Origin of the sequence: Streptomyces sp. NBC_00102 (assembly GCF_026343115.1) — a bacterium.
In the GTDB taxonomy this organism is placed as follows: Bacteria; Actinomycetota; Actinomycetes; order Streptomycetales; family Streptomycetaceae; genus Streptomyces.
On sequence record NZ_JAPEMC010000001.1, the window covers coordinates 5,467,289 to 5,483,882 of the forward strand.

Genomic DNA, 16,594 nt, shown 5'->3' on the forward strand with positions numbered 1-16,594 from the left:
GACAAGGGGAGGACGGGGAGCGAGGAAGCGGCGGGACGGGCGTACCGTGCCCCGGCCCCCGTGCACGCGTACCCGGCGGGCCCGGGAAAAACCCGCGCGACGACGGTCGCCATCCGGGCGCCTTTGCTGAACTCCCCGCCCCCGCCCACTAGATTGGCCGGGGCAGCGGACGGACCTGGCTGGTCAGGGGGGAACGGTTCATGGAGAACGACGGCACGTACGGTGCTCGGGACACGCGGTCGGGGCGGGTGCCGCACCCCGCGGGATCGCCGCCTGCCGCACCGCCCCCCTCCGGTCCGGTCCCGCCCCGCCCCCGCAACGCCCCCTCGGCGGTGCCGGCGCCCCCGGTCGACGTCTGGCTGAGCGTGCCGCGCCCGGCCGAGGAGCCCGGCGTCTGGCGGTACGGCCACCGGCCGCCGCCCCCCGAGAAGACCGAGGAGGCCGAAGGCCGCCAGCTGCTCACCGGCGCCCTGATCTCCGTACTCGCCGGCATCCTGATCTGGTCGCTCTGGCGCAACGGCTACCTCCCCTACCGCCTGCTGCCCCTGAGGGCGTTCACCCCGGGCGACTGGTGGTACGCGGGCACCAACAGCCCCGCCACCATGGAAGGCCGGCGGGCCTACGACGTCTACCAGGGAATCGTCTTCGGCCTCCTCCTCTACGGCTGCGGCCGGCTCGGCAACTGGGCCGAGGTGTTCCGCCGGTACGTCGCCGAACGCGGACAGCCCTTCCGCGCGGTGACCGTGCTCGGACTCGCCGGCTTCGCGCAGCTCCTGGTGTGGAAGGACGCGATCCCGGTCGCGAAGCCGGTGCTCGCCCTCGTGGTGTCCTTCGCGGGCGGGCGGTTCCTCCAGAGCCAGGCCGCCTCCAACTGGATCTACGCCGCGATCACCCTCGCCGTACTCGCGCCCTTCGTCGTCCTCGGCGGCTGGCGCGACCTGCTGACCGGCCGGCGGGAGTCCGCCCCCGCGGCGGACGGCACGCCCGACGGGCCCGGTGCGGCCGACCCCGAGCGCTCCCCGGCCCGCTGGCCCGAACTCCGGGCGGCCGGGCAGACCGAGGCCGCCGAGACGCTCACCGCCGAGGTCCGGGCCGGACGGATGAACGACGTGGACTGCGCCCGGCTCCGGCAGGCGTGGACCGTGGCACGGCAACGGCCCGACACCCTCGCCCCCTTCACCCACTCCGTGCTGACCAAGGGCGGAGCCGCCTTCCTGCACCCCTCCGGCCGCCGCGACCTGCCGTCCCGCGCCGCCGTCCACGACCTGCTCACGGGGCAGGTCCGCATCGGCCGCTGCTCCGCCGACCCGCACAACCCGTACGCCCGGCGCGGGTCCGGCGTCGCCCTGGAGACCGCCCTGCTCGGCACCTCGCTGCTGGCGGTCGGGCCCCACGGGAGCGGCAAATCGGCCCGGCTGGTGCTCCCGGTCGTCGAGTGCCTCGCCCTCCAGGCGCTCGCCGGACGGGCCGCCGTGCTCGCGGTGGGCGGGGGCGGCACCGACCTGGGGCCGGACGACCTGTACGACGTGGTCGTGACGATCGGCGGTCACGGCGCCACCCACGGGCTCGACCTGTACGGCGGCACCACCGATCCCGACGAGGCGGCGGCGGTGCTGGCCGAGGGGCTCGTCGGGGACGTGGAGACGGTCGACGTACGCCGTGCCGTCACCGTGCTGGCCCAGCTGCTCGGCCCGTACCGGGCGGTGTACGGGGTCTTCCCGGCCGTGCCGGAGCTGCGGGCACTCCTCGACGGCCACCCCGCCTCGCTCGACGCGCTCCGGGAGGCCACGGAAGCCGGCGGCCACCGGGCGATGCTGCGGGAGCTCGACGCCCGGAGCCGGCAGTCCGGCGGAGCCGGCGACCCCGGCCCGGTCCTGGCCGACCGGCTCGCCCTGCTCGACCGGCCCGCGCTCGCCGACTCCTTCGCCACCGGCCCCGACGCCGCGCCGTTCTCCCTGCGATCGATGGAGCGGCTGCCGCTGCGGGTCCGTATCGACCTGCCCGAACGCGCGCACGCGGAGGCGTCCCGGCTGCTCGCCCGGCTGGTCCTCGCGCAGTTCACCGCCGTCGCCGCCGCGCGCCAGGACCGCACCCTCTTCCTCGGCCTCGTCCTGGACGACGCGACGCGTGCCGTCACCGACGAGACGGTGCGCGGCATCCGCCGGCTCCGCTCCGTCAACGCGGGCGTGCTGCTCACCCTGCGTACCGTCGACGACGTCCCCGAGCGGCTGCACACCGCGCTGCTGGGCGCGGTCGGCTGCGGCATGGCCTTCGCCGGGGTCACCACCTGGGACGGGAAGCGCTTCTCGGAGGCGTGGGGCAAGGAGTGGATGGAGACCCGGGAGGTCGCCCAGCACGCGGTCTTCGCCGACCAGAGCGTCACCCGCGCCCTGCACGCGCTGCGCAAGCTGGTGACCGGGAAGGCGGTGACCCGTGACGCGGTGACCGTGCGCCGGGTCGAGCGGGAGCGCTGGTCGGCCTCCGAGCTGGCGTACGCGGTCCCGGCCGGCCACGCGGTGGTCTCCCTGACCAACGTCGTGGGTGAGCGCACCCCGCCGCTCCTGGTGGAGCTCGGCGGATGAGGGCGTGAGCCGCGTGAGTGCGTGAGCCGCGTGAGTGCGTGAGCCGCGTGAGTGCGTGAGTGGACGGGTCGGCCGGGCGGAGTGAGGCGGTCCGGCCGGGGCGGCGTGGCGAATGTGCCGCCCTGGCACAATCGGAGGTGCCCGTTCGTACAGGACGGCGCAGTGCGACGTCGGCCGAACCGGGCCGGCTGCGACGGCTCGGCCCGACTCGCCCCACTCGACCCCGAGGGTTTTCGTCCCATGCCCCCCACACTCGCCTCCCTCGTCCAGCACACCGCCCTCAAGCTCCGCGTGCGCGCGGCGGCGGACCGGCTCGACACCCCGGTGCGCTGGGCCCACGCCAGCGAGCTCACCGACCCCGTTCCGTACATGGACGGCGGTGAGCTGCTGCTGGTGACCGCCGCCAACCTCGACGCCGAGAACCCGGAGGAGATGCGCCGCTACGTGCGGCGACTGACCGCCGCGGGGGTCGCCGGACTCGGCTTCGCCGTGGGCGTCGTGCACGAGAGCGTCCCCGCGGCTCTCGTGGACGCGGCCGAGGAGGCGGGGATGCCGCTCCTGGAGGTGCCCCGGCCGACTCCGTTCATCGCCATCAGCAAGGCGGTCTCCGCCGCCATCGCGGCCGACCAGTACCGGGCGGTCACCGCCGGGTTCGAGGCCCAGCGGGAGCTGACCAGGTCCGCGCTCTCCTCCGAGGGGCCCGTTCCGCTGCTGACCCGCCTCGCCGCCCACGTCGACGGCTGGGCCGCCCTGTACGACACCTCCGGCGCGGTCGTCGCGGCGGCGCCCGAGTGGGCCGCCCGCCGGGCCGCCCGGCTCACCCCGGACGTGGCCCGGCTGCGCGACCGGCCCGCACCGGCCAGCGCCGTGGTGGGCTCCGCGGAGGACCGGGTCGAACTCCAGACCCTGGGCACCGGCCGCCGGGCCCGCGGCGCGCTCGCCGTCGGTACGGGTGCGGCCCTGGGCACCGCCGAGCGGTACGCAGTCAACTCGGCCGTCGCCCTGCTCACCCTCTCCACGGCCCGTTCCCGGGCGCTGCACAGCGCCGAGCAGCGGCTCGGCGCCGCGGTGCTGCGGATGCTGCTCTCCGGCGAGCCCGACCACGCGCGGGCCGTCGCGGGAGACCTCTACGGCGGGCTCTTCGACGCCCCGTTCCGGCTGCTGATCGCGGAGCCGGCGGCCGGGGCGGGTGCGGGGACGGGTGCGGCGGGCGGCCCCGGGGCCGCCGTGGTGGACGCCCTCGCCGAGGCCCTGGACACGGCGGCCACCCGGTCCGGTGAACCGCTGCTGGCGGTCCCCGAGGGCGGGCGGCTGGTGGTGCTGGCCGTGGACGGGGGCGCGGCGGTCGCCGCGTGCGCCGACTGGGCCGAGGCGCAGGACGCCCGCCCGGCACGCGACAAGGGCGCGGAAGGGGCGCACCTCGTGGTCGGGCTCTCCGCCCCCGCCGGGCCGATAGCGGTCTCCGCCGCGTACAAGCAGGCCGAGCAGGCCCTTTCGGTCGCCCGCCGTCGGGGCAGGGCCCTGGTGGAGCACGAGGAGCTGGCGGCCGGATCGGTGCTGCCGCTCCTCGCCGACGACGCGGTGCGCGCCTTCGCGGACGGCATGCTCCGCGCCCTGCGCGAGCACGACGCCAAGGGCCGGGGCGATCTGGTGGCGTCACTGCGCGCCTGGCTCTCCCGGCACGGCCAGTGGGACGCCGCCGCCGCCGACCTCGGCGTGCACCGGCACACCCTGCGGTACCGCATGCGGCGGGTGGAGGAGATCCTCGGACGCTCGCTCGACGACCCGGACGCCCGGATGGAACTCTGGCTGGCCCTGAAGGCGACATCCTCGCCGACGGCGGAGGACTGAGGGACGCGGCGGGGTGGACCGGGTGCCCGGTCCGCCCCGCCTTCGACAATTAGGCGCCCCGCCCGTGCCGCCTGCTCCACCACGGACAAGCCTCGCGGGCCGGGCTCCGCTCTACCGTGGGGCGGGTGGTGTCCGGCGGCACCGCGACGACGGGCAGCCGCCCCACCATCCCCGCACGTCACGCGACGGGCATCACACGCACCACACGACCTCCGAAGGGCCGGACCTCCATGACTTCCACCCACGCCTTCTGGCTGGCCGGCCGTCAGGCCACCGGCGAGGACAGCTTCGCCGTCACCAACCCGTGGGACGGACGGCTCGTCGGCACCGTCAGCGTGCCGACCGACGCGCAGATCGAGGAGGCCGTTGCTGCCGCGCACGCCGTCCGCGAGGAGTTCGCCGCGACCCCCGCGCACGTCCGGGTCGCCGCGCTCGACCACGTCGTACGCCGCCTCGTGGAGCGCACCGAGGAGATCGCCCGGCTGATCTCCGCCGAGAACGGCAAGCCGATCAAGTGGGCCCGCGGCGAGGTCGGCCGTGCCGTCTCCGTCTTCCGGTTCGCGGCCGAGGAGGCCCGGCGCTACAACGGCGGCGACTCCCAGCGGCTGGACACCGACGCGGGCGGCACCGGACGCCTCGGTCTCACCCGCCGCTTTCCGCGGGGCACGGTGCTCGGTATCGCGCCGTTCAACTTCCCGCTCAACCTGAGCGCCCACAAGGTCGCCCCGGCCATTGCCGTCGGCGCCCCGATCATCCTCAAGCCCGCCCCGGCCACCCCGATCTCCTCGCTGATCCTCGGCGAGCTGCTGGCCGAGACCGACCTGCCGGCGGGCTCCTGGTCCGTGCTGACCGTCCCCAACGACCGGATGCCCGCCCTCGTCCAGGACGAGCGGCTGCCGGTGATCTCCTTCACCGGCTCCGGCCCGGTCGGCTACTCGATCATGGAGTCGGTGCCGCGCAAGCACTGCACCCTGGAGCTCGGCGGCAACGGTGCGGCCGTCGTTCTCGGCGACTACGCCTCCGAGGAGGACCTGGACTGGGCGGCGACCCGCATCGCGACCTTCTCCAACTACCAGGGCGGCCAGTCCTGCATCTCGGTGCAGCGGGTCATCGTCGACGCCTCGCTCCACGACCGCCTGGTCCCGAAGATCGTCGCCGCCACCGAGGCCCTGGTCACCGGTGACCCCTCAGACGACGCCACCGACGTCGGCCCGCTCGTCAGCGAGGACGCGGCCGAGCGCGTCGAGTCCTGGGTCGACGAGGCGGTCCGCGCGGGCGCCCAGCTCCTCACGGGCGGCACGCGTGACGGCGCCACCTACGCGCCGACCGTTCTCGCCGGCCTGCCCGACTCGACCACCCTCGCCTGCGAGGAGGTCTTCGGACCGGTCATGTCGATCCAGAAGGTGGACGGCGAGGCGGAGGCGTTCGCGGCCGTCAACTCCTCGAAGTACGGCCTCCAGGCGGGCGTCTTCACGCACGACCTGCAGGCCGCCTTCCGCGCCCACCGCGCCCTGGAGGTCGGTGGCGTGATCATCGGCGACGTCCCCTCGTACCGCGCCGACCAGATGCCGTACGGCGGCGCCAAGCAGTCCGGCGTCGGCCGCGAGGGCGTCCGCTTCGCGATGGACGACTACACCTACGAGCGCGTGCTGGTCCTGACCGGCCTCGCCCTGTAGACGGTGTCCTGACGCGTCACCACGGCCGGAGCCCACTGTGCGGGGGCTCCGGCCGTCGGCGTTCCGGTCCCGGGGCTGCGTGCGCCCGGGACCCGGTCACCCCAGGGGCGCCGTCTTGGCCGCGACCCGGTCGGCCAGCCGCTCGCGCGCGGCGGGCCACTCGTCCGCCAGCAGGCTGTAGTACACCGAGTCGCGGCGGGAGCCGTCCGGCCGCCGCATGTGGCTGCGCAGCGTCCCCTCGCACACCAGGCCGAGCCGTTCCATGGCGCGCTGGGAGCGCACGTTGAGGTGATCGGTACGCAGGGCGAGCCGGATGACACCCAGGTCGTCGAAGGCGTGGCCGAAGATCAGGAGCTTGGACTCGGTGTTGTAGGGGCCTCCCCAGCAGGAACGGTCGAACCAGGTCGCGCCGACCTCGGCGCGGCCCTGGTCCGTATCGAGGTCGTACAGGCTGGTCGAGCCGATCACCGCGCCGTCGGCGAGGCGCCGTACGGCGAAGCACCGGCGGGTGGTGTCCGCGATCATCCCGCCGAGCATGTCGTGCATCTGCGCCGTGGTCTCCGGGCGCTGCCGCGGCATCCACCGCCACACGTCCGGGTCGGACGCCGAGACCAGCAGGGCTTCGGCGTGACCGGCCGAGAGCGGCTCCAACCGGACGGTGCTCCCGAGGAGTGTCTCTGTGTTCACGGCCACATCCTAGGAACGGGTCGTCGAACTGCCGTCTGCCGGGTGGCGTCCGGCCCGCACGCTTGCCGCGTCGTCGGAATCGCCCTCGCACGCCCCGTGCGAGGGCGACCCTCCGCCTCGCGATCGCACGCACCGGGCACCGCCCGGCCCGGCCTCCGGCAAGTCGGCGTTCCGGCCCCGGGCGCCCGCCGCTGCGGTGGTGGGGGTGGGATGAATCGGGTAGATACGGACGTGTGCCACCGGTCGCAACCCCGCGGGCGCGGAGCCGGTCACCCGCCGTCAGGCCGTCCCCCGATCCGCCCCGCGGAGAGGTGAGCCCCCATGTCCGCACCGCAGGCGCAGGACCTTCCCGAGCACCCCGACGAGGCCGGCACCGCCAGAGCCTCCGGCCCCGCCCGGGCCCACCCGCCGGCGGCGAAGGTGACCGAGCGCGAGGCGCGCCGGGTCGCCGAGGACGCCCGCGAACAGGACTGGCACCGGCCCAGCTTCGCCAAGGAACTCTTCCTCGGCCGGCTCCGCCTCGACCTGATCCACCCGCACCCGCTGCCCGCCGGGGAGGACGTCCGGCGCGGCGAGGAGTTCCTCTCCCGGCTGCGCGCGTTCTGCCTCTCCCACGTCGACGGCGCCCTCATCGAACGCGAGGCCCGCATCCCCGACGAGGTGATCGCCGGGCTGAAGAAACTCGGCGCGCTCGGCATGAAGATCGACCCGAAATACGGCGGCCTCGGCCTCACGCAGGTCTACTACAACCGGGCCCTCGCCCTGGCCGGCTCCGCCAGCCCGGCGATCGGCGCGCTGCTCTCGGCCCACCAGTCGATCGGCGTACCGCAGCCGCTGAAGATGTTCGGCACCCAGGAGCAGAAGGACACCTTCCTGCCCCGGCTCGCCAGTACCGACATCTCGGCGTTCCTGCTCACCGAACCCGACGTCGGCTCCGACCCCGCCCGGCTCGCCACCACCGCCGTGCCGGACGGCGACGACTACGTCCTGGACGGCGTGAAGCTCTGGACCACCAACGGGGTCGTCGCCGACCTGCTGGTCGTCATGGCCCGGGTGCCCGAGGGCCCGGACCACCCGGGCGGCATCACGGCGTTCGTGGTCGAGGCGGACTCGCCGGGCATCACCGTGGAGCACCGCAACGCCTTCATGGGGCTGCGCGGCATCGAGAACGGCGTCACCCGCTTCCACGGCGTACGGGTGCCCGCCGCTCACCGTATCGGCCCCGAGGGCGCCGGGCTCAAGATCGCGCTGACCACCCTCAACACCGGCCGGCTCTCGCTCCCGGCCATGTGCGTCGGAGTCGGCAAGTGGTCCCTGAAGATCGCCCGCGAATGGTCGGCCGTACGCGAGCAGTGGGGGAGGCCCGTCGCCCGGCACGAGGCGGTCGGCGCGAAGATCTCCTTCATCGCCGCCACCACCTTCGCGCTGGAGGCCGTGGTCGACCTCGCCTCCCAGATGGCCGACGAGGACCGCAACGACATCCGGATCGAGGCCGCGCTCGCCAAGCTGTACGGCTCCGAGATGGGCTGGCGGATCGCCGACGAACTCGTGCAGATCCGGGGCGGACGCGGCTTCGAGACCGCCGACTCGCTCGCCGCCCGCGGCGAACGCGCCGTCCCCGCCGAGCAGATGCTCCGTGACATGCGGATCAACCGCATCTTCGAGGGATCGACGGAGATCATGCACCTGCTGATCGCCCGCGAGGCGGTCGACGCCCACCTCAAGGTGGCCGGCGACCTCATCGACCCCGAGAAGCCGCTCGCCGACAAGGCCAGGGCCGGCGCGGCGGCGGCCGGGTTCTACGCCCGCTGGCTGCCGAAGCTGGTCGCCGGACCCGGCCAGCTGCCCGGCTCGTACCCGGAGTTCCGGCCCGCCGGACACCCCGACCTCTCCCACCACCTGCGGTACGCCGAGCGCGCCGCCCGCCGGCTGGCCCGCTCCACCTTCTACGCGATGTCGCGCTGGCAGGGCCGGATGGAGACCAAGCAGGGGTTCCTGGGCCGGACCGTCGACATCGGCGCCGAGCTCTTCGCGATGAGCGCCGCCTGCGTCCGCGCCGAACTCCTGCGCGGTCAGGGCGAGCACGGCCGCGAGGCGTACCAGCTCGCGGACGCCTTCTGCCGGCAGGCCACACTCAGGACGGAGGAACTCTTCGGGCGCCTCTGGGCCAACACCGACAACCTGGACCGGCGGGTGGTCGACCGGGTCCTCGCGGGCGCGTACACCTGGCTGGAGGAGGGGGTCATCGACCCGAGCGGGGACGGCCCCTGGATCGCGGACGCCACCCCCGGCCCGGCCCGGGGCGAGAACGCCCGCCGCCCCTACAACTGAGCCGGGCGGCCACCCGGGGCGCGTCCACCCGCTGGACGCGCCCCGCTCCCCGCGCGCGGACACGGCAAAATGACCCGCCGTGACCGTCATCCAGATTCCCGGCTCCAAGTCCGTCACCGCCCGCGCCCTCTTCCTCGCGGCGGCGGCGGACGGCACCACCACCCTCCTGCACCCGCTCCGTTCGGACGACACCGAGGGGTTCACCGAGGGCCTCACCTGCCTCGGCTACGCGGTCACCGAGGAGCCGGACCGCTGGCACATCGAGGGGCGCCCCGCAGGACCCGGCGTCACCGACGCCGACGTCTACTGCCGCGACGGCGCGACCACGGCCCGCTTCCTGCCCACCCTCGTCTCCGCCGCGTCCTCCGGTACGTACCGCTTCGACGCCTCCGCGCAGATGCGGCGCCGCCCGCTCGCCCCGCTCAGCCGGGCGCTGCGCGACCTCGGCGTCGACCTGCGCCACGACGGGGCGGACGGCCACCACCCGCTGCGGGTGCACGCCGCCGGCATCGAGGGCGGCCGGATCACCCTGGACGCGGGGGAGTCCTCGCAGTACCTCACCGCCCTGCTGATGCTCGGTCCGCTGACGGCCGGCGGCCTGACGATCGACGTCACCGAGCTGGTCTCGGCGCCCTACATCGGGATCACGCTCGCGATGATGCGGGACTTCGGGGTCGAGGTCGTCCGCGAGGGGAACACCTTCACCGTGCCGCCCGGCGGCTACCGCGCCACCACCTACGCCGTCGAACCGGACGCCTCGACCGCAAGTTACTTCTTCGCGGCCGCCGCCCTCACCGGCGGCGAGGTCACCGTCCCCGGCCTCGGCGTGAACGCCCTCCAGGGCGACCTCCGCTTCGTCGACGTACTGCGGCGGATGGGCGCCGACGTGACGATCACCGAGGACGCCACCACCGTCCGCTCCGACGGCGGTCTGCGCGGCATCACCGTCAACATGCGCGACATCTCCGACACCATGCCGACGCTCGCCGCCCTCGCCCCGTACGCCGACGGGCCTGTTCGGATCGAGGACGTCGCCAACACCCGGGTCAAGGAGTGCGACCGTCTGGAAGCCTGCGCCGAGAACCTCCGCGCCATGGGCATCACCGTGCACACCGGACCCGACTGGATCGAGATCCACCCCGGGACCCCGCGCCCCGTCGAGATCACCACCCACGGCGACCACCGCATCGTCATGTCCTTCGCGGTCGCCGCGCTGCGCAACCCCGGTACCACGTACGACGACCCGGGCTGCGTGCGCAAGACCTTCCCGGACTTCCACCAGGTGTTCGCGGAGTTCTCGAAGGGCTTGGTTCCGCAGGCCGGCTGACCTGAGGGCTGTCCCGCAATCCCTGGTGGGTGCGCGACGACAGCTACGGCACCTCGCCGCGTTGTCGGAACGTCCACATACATCCAATTTGCGGACGCTCCTCGCCTTGCGCTGCACCGCATCCGACGCCGCGCACTGATCCACCACGGATTACGGGACAGCCCTTTGGTTCCGCCCGGCGCCCACGTGCGCCGGGCGGAAATCCCCGCGCGGCAGGAACGGCACCGTGTCATGATCACGATCGCGTGGGGAATCCCGAGGGGGAGGGTCAGAGGGGTGTCGAGGACGAGGAACAGCGACGTGCGGGGCGCGCGGTGGCGAGGAGCGCTCGCGGCCGGGGCCGCAGCGGCACTGTTGCTGGCGGGGACGACCGCCTGCGGAGGCGGGCAGGACGAGGACGGGAAGGCCGGAGCACCGGCGGGCGGCGGGAAAACCGGGGCATCGGCCACCGCCGCGCCGGCCGACGCGGTCGGCACCCGGGCCGCCACCGAAGGAGAGCTGACGGAGATCGCCTTCGCGGACGGCGAGACGGTGGGGTCCTACTCGGCGGCGGAGCCGATCATCGACCCCCCGATGCGTGACGACTACACGGCCGACCCGGAGGTCTGCCGGCCCTTCGTCACCCTCGCGGCCGGGACGGGCGGTCCGGACCCCGTCGCGCAGGTGGTGCGCAAGGTCTCCACGAGCCAGGAACCCGGCGTCGACGTCGAGGTCACCTTGCGCTCGTACGCGGACGGGAACGCCGCGGCCGTGATGGCGGCGCTCGACACGGCCGGAACCCGATGCGCCTCCGGCTTCACCGAGGAACGGCTGCTCGCGAAGGGGAAGTACCTCTCGGCCGAGCCCGTCGCGGTGCCCGCCTTCGCCGCGGACGCCGACGACGCGAAGGCCTACCACTTCACCGTCCTCGACGTGAAGGGGAAGCTGAAGCTCCACAAGTACCTGACCGTGGTGCGCTCCGGCTCCACCACCCTGGAGTTCCACGCCGACCTGCTGGGCACCGACGACTTCGGCGGCGTGCCGCAGGAGGTCATGACCGCGCAGTGGGAGAAATTCCGGGCCGCGCGGAGCTGAACCCGCGCCCCGGGACCGTACGACCCGGGACGCCCTGTCCTCGCGCACAGCGGGAGCGGCAACAATGGGGGGCATGACCGACAGCCCTGCCCCCCTCGCCGATCCGCATCTCGTCCACGACGCGACGGAAGGCCGCCGGGACCTCGTGATCCTCGGCTCCACCGGGTCCATCGGAACCCAGGCCATCGACCTGGTGCTGCGCAACCCCGACCGCTTCCGGGTCACCGCGCTCTCGGCGGCGGGCGGGCGGGTCGCCCTGCTCGCCGCCCAGGCACGCAGGCTCGCGGTGGACACGGTCGCCGTCGCCGCCGAGGACGCCGTACCCGCCCTGCGCGAGGCGCTGCGCGCGGAGTACGGCACGGGGGAGCCGCTCCCGGAGATCCTGGCCGGCCCCGACGCCGCCGCCACCCTGGCCGCGAGCCCTTGCCACACCGTGCTCAACGGCATCACCGGCTCCATCGGCCTCGCGCCCACGCTGGCCGCGCTGAAGGCGGGCCGCACCCTGGCCCTGGCCAACAAGGAATCGCTCATCGTCGGCGGCCCCCTGGTCAAGGCGCTGGCGAAGCCCGGCCAGATCATCCCGGTCGACTCCGAGCACGCCGCGCTCTTCCAGGCGATCGCCGCCGGCACCCGCGCCGACGTGGCGAAGCTCGTCGTCACCGCGTCCGGCGGCCCGTTCCGGGGACGTACGCGCGCCGAACTGGCCCACGTCACCCGGGAGCAGGCGCTCGCCCACCCCACCTGGGCCATGGGGCCGGTCATCACGATCAACTCCGCGACCCTCGTCAACAAGGGGCTGGAGGTCATCGAGGCGCACCTTCTCTACGACATCCCCTTCGAGCGCATCGAGGTCGTCGTCCACCCGCAGTCGTACGTGCACTCCATGGTCGAGTTCACCGACGGCTCCACCCTCGCCCAGGCCACCCCGCCCGACATGCGGGGACCGATCGCCGTGGGGCTCGGCTGGCCGCAGCGCGTCCCGGACGCCGCCCCGGCCTTCGACTGGACCAAGGCGTCCGCCTGGGAGTTCTTCCCGCTGGACACCGAGGCCTTCCCCTCCGTCGGACTCGCCCGGCACGTGGGCGCCCTCGGCGGGACCGCGCCGGCGGTATTCAACGCCGCCAACGAGGAGTGCGTCGACGCGTTCCTGTCCGGCGCGCTCCCCTTCAACGGCATCATGGACACCGTCACCGCGGTGGTCGCCGAGCACGGCACCCCCGCCCCGGGAACTTCACTGACGGTCGCGGACGTCCTGGAAGCGGAGACCTGGGCACGCGCCCGGGCCCGTGAACTCTCGGCGAAGTCGACTGCGGAGGCGCACGCATGAGTCTGAGCACGATCCTGCTGACGGTCCTGGGGATCGCCGTCTTCGTGGTGGGCCTGCTGTTCTCGATCGCCTGGCACGAGCTCGGCCACCTCTCCACGGCCAAGCTCTTCGGCATCCGGGTCCCGCAGTACATGGTCGGTTTCGGCCCCACCATCTGGTCGCGCAAGAAGGGCGACACGGAGTACGGCTTCAAGGCCATCCCGGCCGGCGGGTACATCCGCATGATCGGCATGTTCCCGCCCGGGCCGGACGGCAGGATCGAGGCGCGGTCCACCTCGCCCTGGCGGAGCATGATCGAGGACGCGAGATCCGCCGCCTTCGAGGAGCTCGAACCCGGCGACGAGAGCCGCCTCTTCTACACGCGCAAGCCGTGGAAGCGCGTGATCGTGATGTTCGCCGGTCCCTTCATGAACCTGGTCCTGGCCGTCGCGATCTTCCTCGGCGTCGCCATGACCTTCGGCTTCCAGACCAACACCACCGAGGTGGCCGGGGTCCAGAAGTGCGTCATCGAGCAGAGCGAGAAGCGCGAGAAGTGCGCACCCGGCGACCCGGTCTCCCCGGCCCTCGCCGCCGGACTGCACGAGGGCGACAAGATCGTCGCCTTCGACGGCAAGAAGGTCGACGACTGGGACAAGCTCTCCGACCTCATCCGGCAGACCATCGGCCCCGCCGACATCACCGTGCGGCGGGGCGGCCAGGACGTCACGCTCCACGCCGTCCTGGCGAAGAACGTCGTGGTGAAGAAGGACGACCAGGGCGAGGCCGTCCCGGGCAAGTGGGAGGAGGCGGGCTACCTCGGCTTCGCCGCCCGGAGCGAGATCGTGCCCCTCTCCTTCGGTGACTCCGTCGTGCGGATGGGCGACATGATCGAGAACGGCGTCGACTCGATCATCTCCCTGCCCTCGAAGATCCCCGGACTGTGGAACGCCGCCTTCGACGGCGGTGAGCGCGCCGACGACTCCCCGGTGGGTGTGGTCGGAGCCGCCCGGATCGGTGGCGAGGTCATGACTCTCGACGTTCCCGCGCAGAACCAGATCGCGATGATGCTGTTCCTGCTGGCGGGCTTCAACCTCTCGCTCTTCCTCTTCAACATGCTGCCGTTGCTCCCCCTGGACGGCGGCCACATCGCGGGCGCCCTGTGGGAGGCGCTGCGCCGCAACCTGGCCAAGGTCTTCAAGCGGCCCGACCCCGGCCCGTTCGACGTGGCGAAGCTCATGCCCGTCGCCTACGTGGTGGCCGGAATCTTCATCTGCTTCACCCTGCTGGTGCTCGTCGCCGACATCGTGAACCCCGTCAAGATCACCTGACCGCGCCCCACCCGCACCACGAGTGGCGGCCGGGCGCACCCGTGGCGCCCGGCCGCACCGCCGACCGGTGACCGTGGGTGTTTTGACCCGGGGGATGCGTTCACCTGAGCACCGGTGCCGTAACCTCGAAAGCTGTAGCCCGCCGATTTCCGGGCCTCGATCCACACCTTGGGGATGCTCAGCGCATGACTGCGATTTCTCTCGGAATGCCGTCCGTTCCGACCAAGCTCGCCGACCGACGCGTCAGCCGCCAGATCCAGGTCGGGTCGGTGGCCGTCGGCGGGGACGCTCCCGTCTCGGTGCAGTCGATGACGACGACGCGCACCTCGGACATCGGCGCGACGCTCCAGCAGATCGCCGAGCTGACCGCCTCCGGCTGCCAGATCGTGCGGGTGGCCTGTCCCACCCAGGACGACGCCGACGCCCTGGCGACCATCGCCAGGAAGTCGCAGATCCCGGTCATCGCCGACATCCACTTCCAGCCCAAGTACGTCTTCGCCGCCATCGACGCCGGCTGCGCCGCCGTCCGGGTGAACCCGGGCAACATCAAGCAGTTCGACGACAAGGTCAAGGAGATCGCCCGCGCCGCGAGCGCGGCCGGCACCCCGATCCGGATCGGCGTGAACGCCGGCTCCCTCGATGCCCGGCTGCTGAAGAAGTACGGCAAGGCCACCCCCGAGGCGCTGGTCGAGTCCGCCCTGTGGGAGGCGTCCCTCTTCGAGGAGCACGGCTTCCGGGACATCAAGATCTCGGTCAAGCACAACGACCCGGTCGTCATGGTCAACGCCTACCGCCAGCTCGCCGCCGCCTGCGACTACCCGCTGCACCTCGGCGTCACCGAGGCCGGTCCGGCGTTCCAGGGCACCATCAAGTCCGCGGTCGCCTTCGGCGCGCTCCTCTCCGAAGGCATCGGCGACACGATCCGCGTCTCCCTCTCGGCCCCGCCGGCCGAGGAGGTCAAGGTCGGCCTCCAGATCCTGGAGTCCCTCAACCTCAAGCAGCGCCGCCTGGAGATCGTCTCCTGCCCGTCCTGCGGTCGCGCCCAGGTCGACGTGTACAAGCTCGCCGACCAGGTCAGCGCCGGCCTCGAAGGCATGGAGGTGCCGCTGCGCGTCGCCGTCATGGGCTGCGTCGTCAACGGCCCGGGTGAGGCCCGCGAGGCCGACCTCGGTGTCGCCTCCGGCAACGGCAAGGGCCAGATCTTCGTGAAGGGCGAGATCATCAAGACCGTCCCCGAGTCGAAGATCGTCGAGACCCTCATCGAGGAGGCGCTGAAGATCGCCGAGCAGATGGAGAAGGACGGTGTCGCCTCGGGCGAGCCCCAGGTCGCCGTCAGCAGCTGACCCGATGGCCGGGCCGGGAACATCCGGCCCGCCACCACGGCCTCCCGCGCCCCGCCAGGACGACACCGTCCGGACGGGGCGCGGCGTCGTTCCCGGCACGGGTGCCGTGCGGTCCGCTGCCCGGCCTGCGGATGGGGGCGGCGCCCCACAGCCTTGTTGGGTACAGTGCGGAAATCAGCAGACCGTATGGTGAGGCCCCCTCGTGTTGACGCACACCACCACCCGGGTCCTCGAACCCAGTGACCTCGGCGCCGCTCTGGCCATTCTGGAGAGCGATCCCGTGGCCAATGCCTTCGTGACCTCGCGTGTCCAGATCGCCGGGCTCGACCCCTGGCGCCTCGGCGGCGAGATGTGGGGCTGGTACGCGGACGGGATGCTCCGCTCGCTCTGCTACTCCGGCGCCAACCTCGTCCCCATCTGCGCCGGTCCCGAAGCCGTACGCGCCTTCGCGGACCGCGCCCGCCGGGCCGGGCGCCGCTGCTCCTCCATCGTCGGCCCGGTCGAGTCCACCGCACTGCTGTGGCGCCTGCTCGAACCCGGCTGGGGCCCCGCCCGCGAGGTCCGCGCCAACCAGCCGCTGATGGTCACCGACCGGCCCTCCACCACCGTGGAACCCGATCCGTACGTCCGCCGCATCCGCAAGGACGAGATGGACGTGATCCTGCCCGCCTGCGTGGCGATGTTCACCGAGGAGGTCGGCGTCTCCCCGCTCGCGGGCGACGGCGGACTGCTCTACCAGGCGCGGGTGGCCGAACTCATCGGCGCGGGCCGCTCGTTCGCCCGCATCGACGACGGCAAGGTCGTCTTCAAGGCCGAGATCGGCGCCGCGACCGACCGGGCCTGCCAGATCCAGGGGGTCTGGGTCGCCCCGGAGTTCCGGGGCCTGCGGCTCTCCGAGACGGGGATGTCCGCGGTGCTCAACCACGCGCTCGCCGACGTGGCCCCGCTGGTCAGCCTGTACGTGAACGACTTCAACACCGCCGCCCGCCGGGCGTACACCAGGGTCGGCTTCCGGGAGACCGGGGCCTTCATGAGCGTCCTGTTCTGAGGCGCGGCGCGGGTGGCCGGGGCGGCGTCCGGCCGCGCGGT

Annotated in this window: 11 protein-coding genes; 10 read left to right on the forward strand and 1 reads right to left on the reverse strand. The window is 73.2% G+C overall.

Going from position 1 to position 16,594, the window contains the following annotated elements; translation table 11 throughout:
• Window positions 1-200 precede the first annotated feature (200 nt).
• The 3 genes from OHA55_RS24450 to OHA55_RS24460 all read left to right on the forward strand — a co-directional run bounded on the left by OHA55_RS24450 (window position 201) and on the right by OHA55_RS24460 (window position 6,109).
• Window positions 201-2,582, forward strand: a complete 2,382-nt coding sequence (locus OHA55_RS24450) for an ATP/GTP-binding protein (protein ID WP_266709765.1) — start codon at window positions 201-203, stop codon at window positions 2,580-2,582.
• A gap of 240 nt (window positions 2,583-2,822) precedes the next feature.
• Window positions 2,823-4,433 carry a PucR family transcriptional regulator gene (locus OHA55_RS24455; protein WP_266709767.1) on the forward strand — a complete coding sequence of 537 codons (1,611 nt, stop codon included), beginning with the start codon at window positions 2,823-2,825 and terminating at the stop codon, window positions 4,431-4,433.
• A 230-nt stretch (window positions 4,434-4,663) separates the two neighbouring features.
• Entirely contained in the window at window positions 4,664-6,109 is a 1,446-nt protein-coding gene (locus tag OHA55_RS24460) for an aldehyde dehydrogenase family protein (RefSeq protein WP_266709769.1), read from the forward strand.
• 96 nt (window positions 6,110-6,205) lie between these two features.
• On the opposite strand, the gene OHA55_RS24465 is transcribed toward OHA55_RS24460, so the two are convergent.
• On the reverse strand, window positions 6,206-6,796 hold the full coding sequence (locus tag OHA55_RS24465) for a GNAT family N-acetyltransferase (protein WP_266709771.1): 591 nt from the start codon (window positions 6,794-6,796) through the stop codon (window positions 6,206-6,208).
• 321 nt (window positions 6,797-7,117) lie between these two features.
• On the opposite strand from OHA55_RS24465, the gene OHA55_RS24470 reads away from it, so the two are divergent.
• The 7 genes from OHA55_RS24470 (at window position 7,118) to OHA55_RS24500 (ending at window position 16,553) form a co-directional block, all read left to right on the forward strand.
• Window positions 7,118-9,127, forward strand: a complete 2,010-nt coding sequence (locus OHA55_RS24470; RefSeq protein WP_266709773.1) for an acyl-CoA dehydrogenase family protein — start codon at window positions 7,118-7,120, stop codon at window positions 9,125-9,127.
• 79 nt (window positions 9,128-9,206) lie between these two features.
• On the forward strand, window positions 9,207-10,454 hold the full coding sequence (gene aroA, locus OHA55_RS24475; protein ID WP_266709775.1) for a 3-phosphoshikimate 1-carboxyvinyltransferase: 1,248 nt from the start codon (window positions 9,207-9,209) through the stop codon (window positions 10,452-10,454).
• Between the two features lie 276 nt (window positions 10,455-10,730).
• A complete protein-coding gene (locus OHA55_RS24480; RefSeq protein WP_266709777.1) occupies window positions 10,731-11,528 on the forward strand; it encodes a hypothetical protein in 798 nt (265 codons plus the stop codon).
• Between the two features lie 73 nt (window positions 11,529-11,601).
• A complete protein-coding gene (dxr, locus tag OHA55_RS24485) occupies window positions 11,602-12,855 on the forward strand; it encodes a 1-deoxy-D-xylulose-5-phosphate reductoisomerase (protein ID WP_266709779.1) in 1,254 nt (417 codons plus the stop codon).
• Window positions 12,852-14,162, forward strand: coding sequence for an RIP metalloprotease (locus OHA55_RS24490; RefSeq protein WP_266709781.1), 1,311 nt, complete (start codon window positions 12,852-12,854; stop codon window positions 14,160-14,162). The genes dxr and OHA55_RS24490 overlap by 4 nt, the downstream gene beginning before the upstream one ends.
• 185 nt (window positions 14,163-14,347) lie before the next feature.
• On the forward strand, window positions 14,348-15,505 hold the full coding sequence (gene ispG, locus OHA55_RS24495; RefSeq protein WP_266709783.1) for a flavodoxin-dependent (E)-4-hydroxy-3-methylbut-2-enyl-diphosphate synthase: 1,158 nt from the start codon (window positions 14,348-14,350) through the stop codon (window positions 15,503-15,505).
• A 205-nt stretch (window positions 15,506-15,710) separates the two neighbouring features.
• Window positions 15,711-16,553: a GNAT family N-acetyltransferase gene (locus tag OHA55_RS24500; RefSeq protein ID WP_266711115.1), complete on the forward strand. Its 843-nt coding sequence runs from the start codon at window positions 15,711-15,713 to the stop codon at window positions 16,551-16,553.
• Window positions 16,554-16,594 lie beyond the last annotated feature (41 nt).

What these genes read in the sequence shown, in the direction of transcription:
- OHA55_RS24490 (WP_266709781.1), top strand. Translation starts at nt 12,852, where the DNA reads ATGAGTCTGAGCACGATCCTGCTGACGGTCCTGGGGATCGCCGTCTTC.
- OHA55_RS24450 (WP_266709765.1), top strand. Translation starts at nt 201, where the DNA reads ATGGAGAACGACGGCACGTACGGTGCTCGGGACACGCGGTCGGGGCGG.
- OHA55_RS24455 (WP_266709767.1), top strand. Translation starts at nt 2,823, where the DNA reads ATGCCCCCCACACTCGCCTCCCTCGTCCAGCACACCGCCCTCAAGCTC.
- ispG (WP_266709783.1), top strand. Translation starts at nt 14,348, where the DNA reads ATGACTGCGATTTCTCTCGGAATGCCGTCCGTTCCGACCAAGCTCGCC.
- OHA55_RS24470 (WP_266709773.1), top strand. Translation starts at nt 7,118, where the DNA reads ATGTCCGCACCGCAGGCGCAGGACCTTCCCGAGCACCCCGACGAGGCC.
- OHA55_RS24460 (WP_266709769.1), top strand. Translation starts at nt 4,664, where the DNA reads ATGACTTCCACCCACGCCTTCTGGCTGGCCGGCCGTCAGGCCACCGGC.
- dxr (WP_266709779.1), top strand. Translation starts at nt 11,602, where the DNA reads ATGACCGACAGCCCTGCCCCCCTCGCCGATCCGCATCTCGTCCACGAC.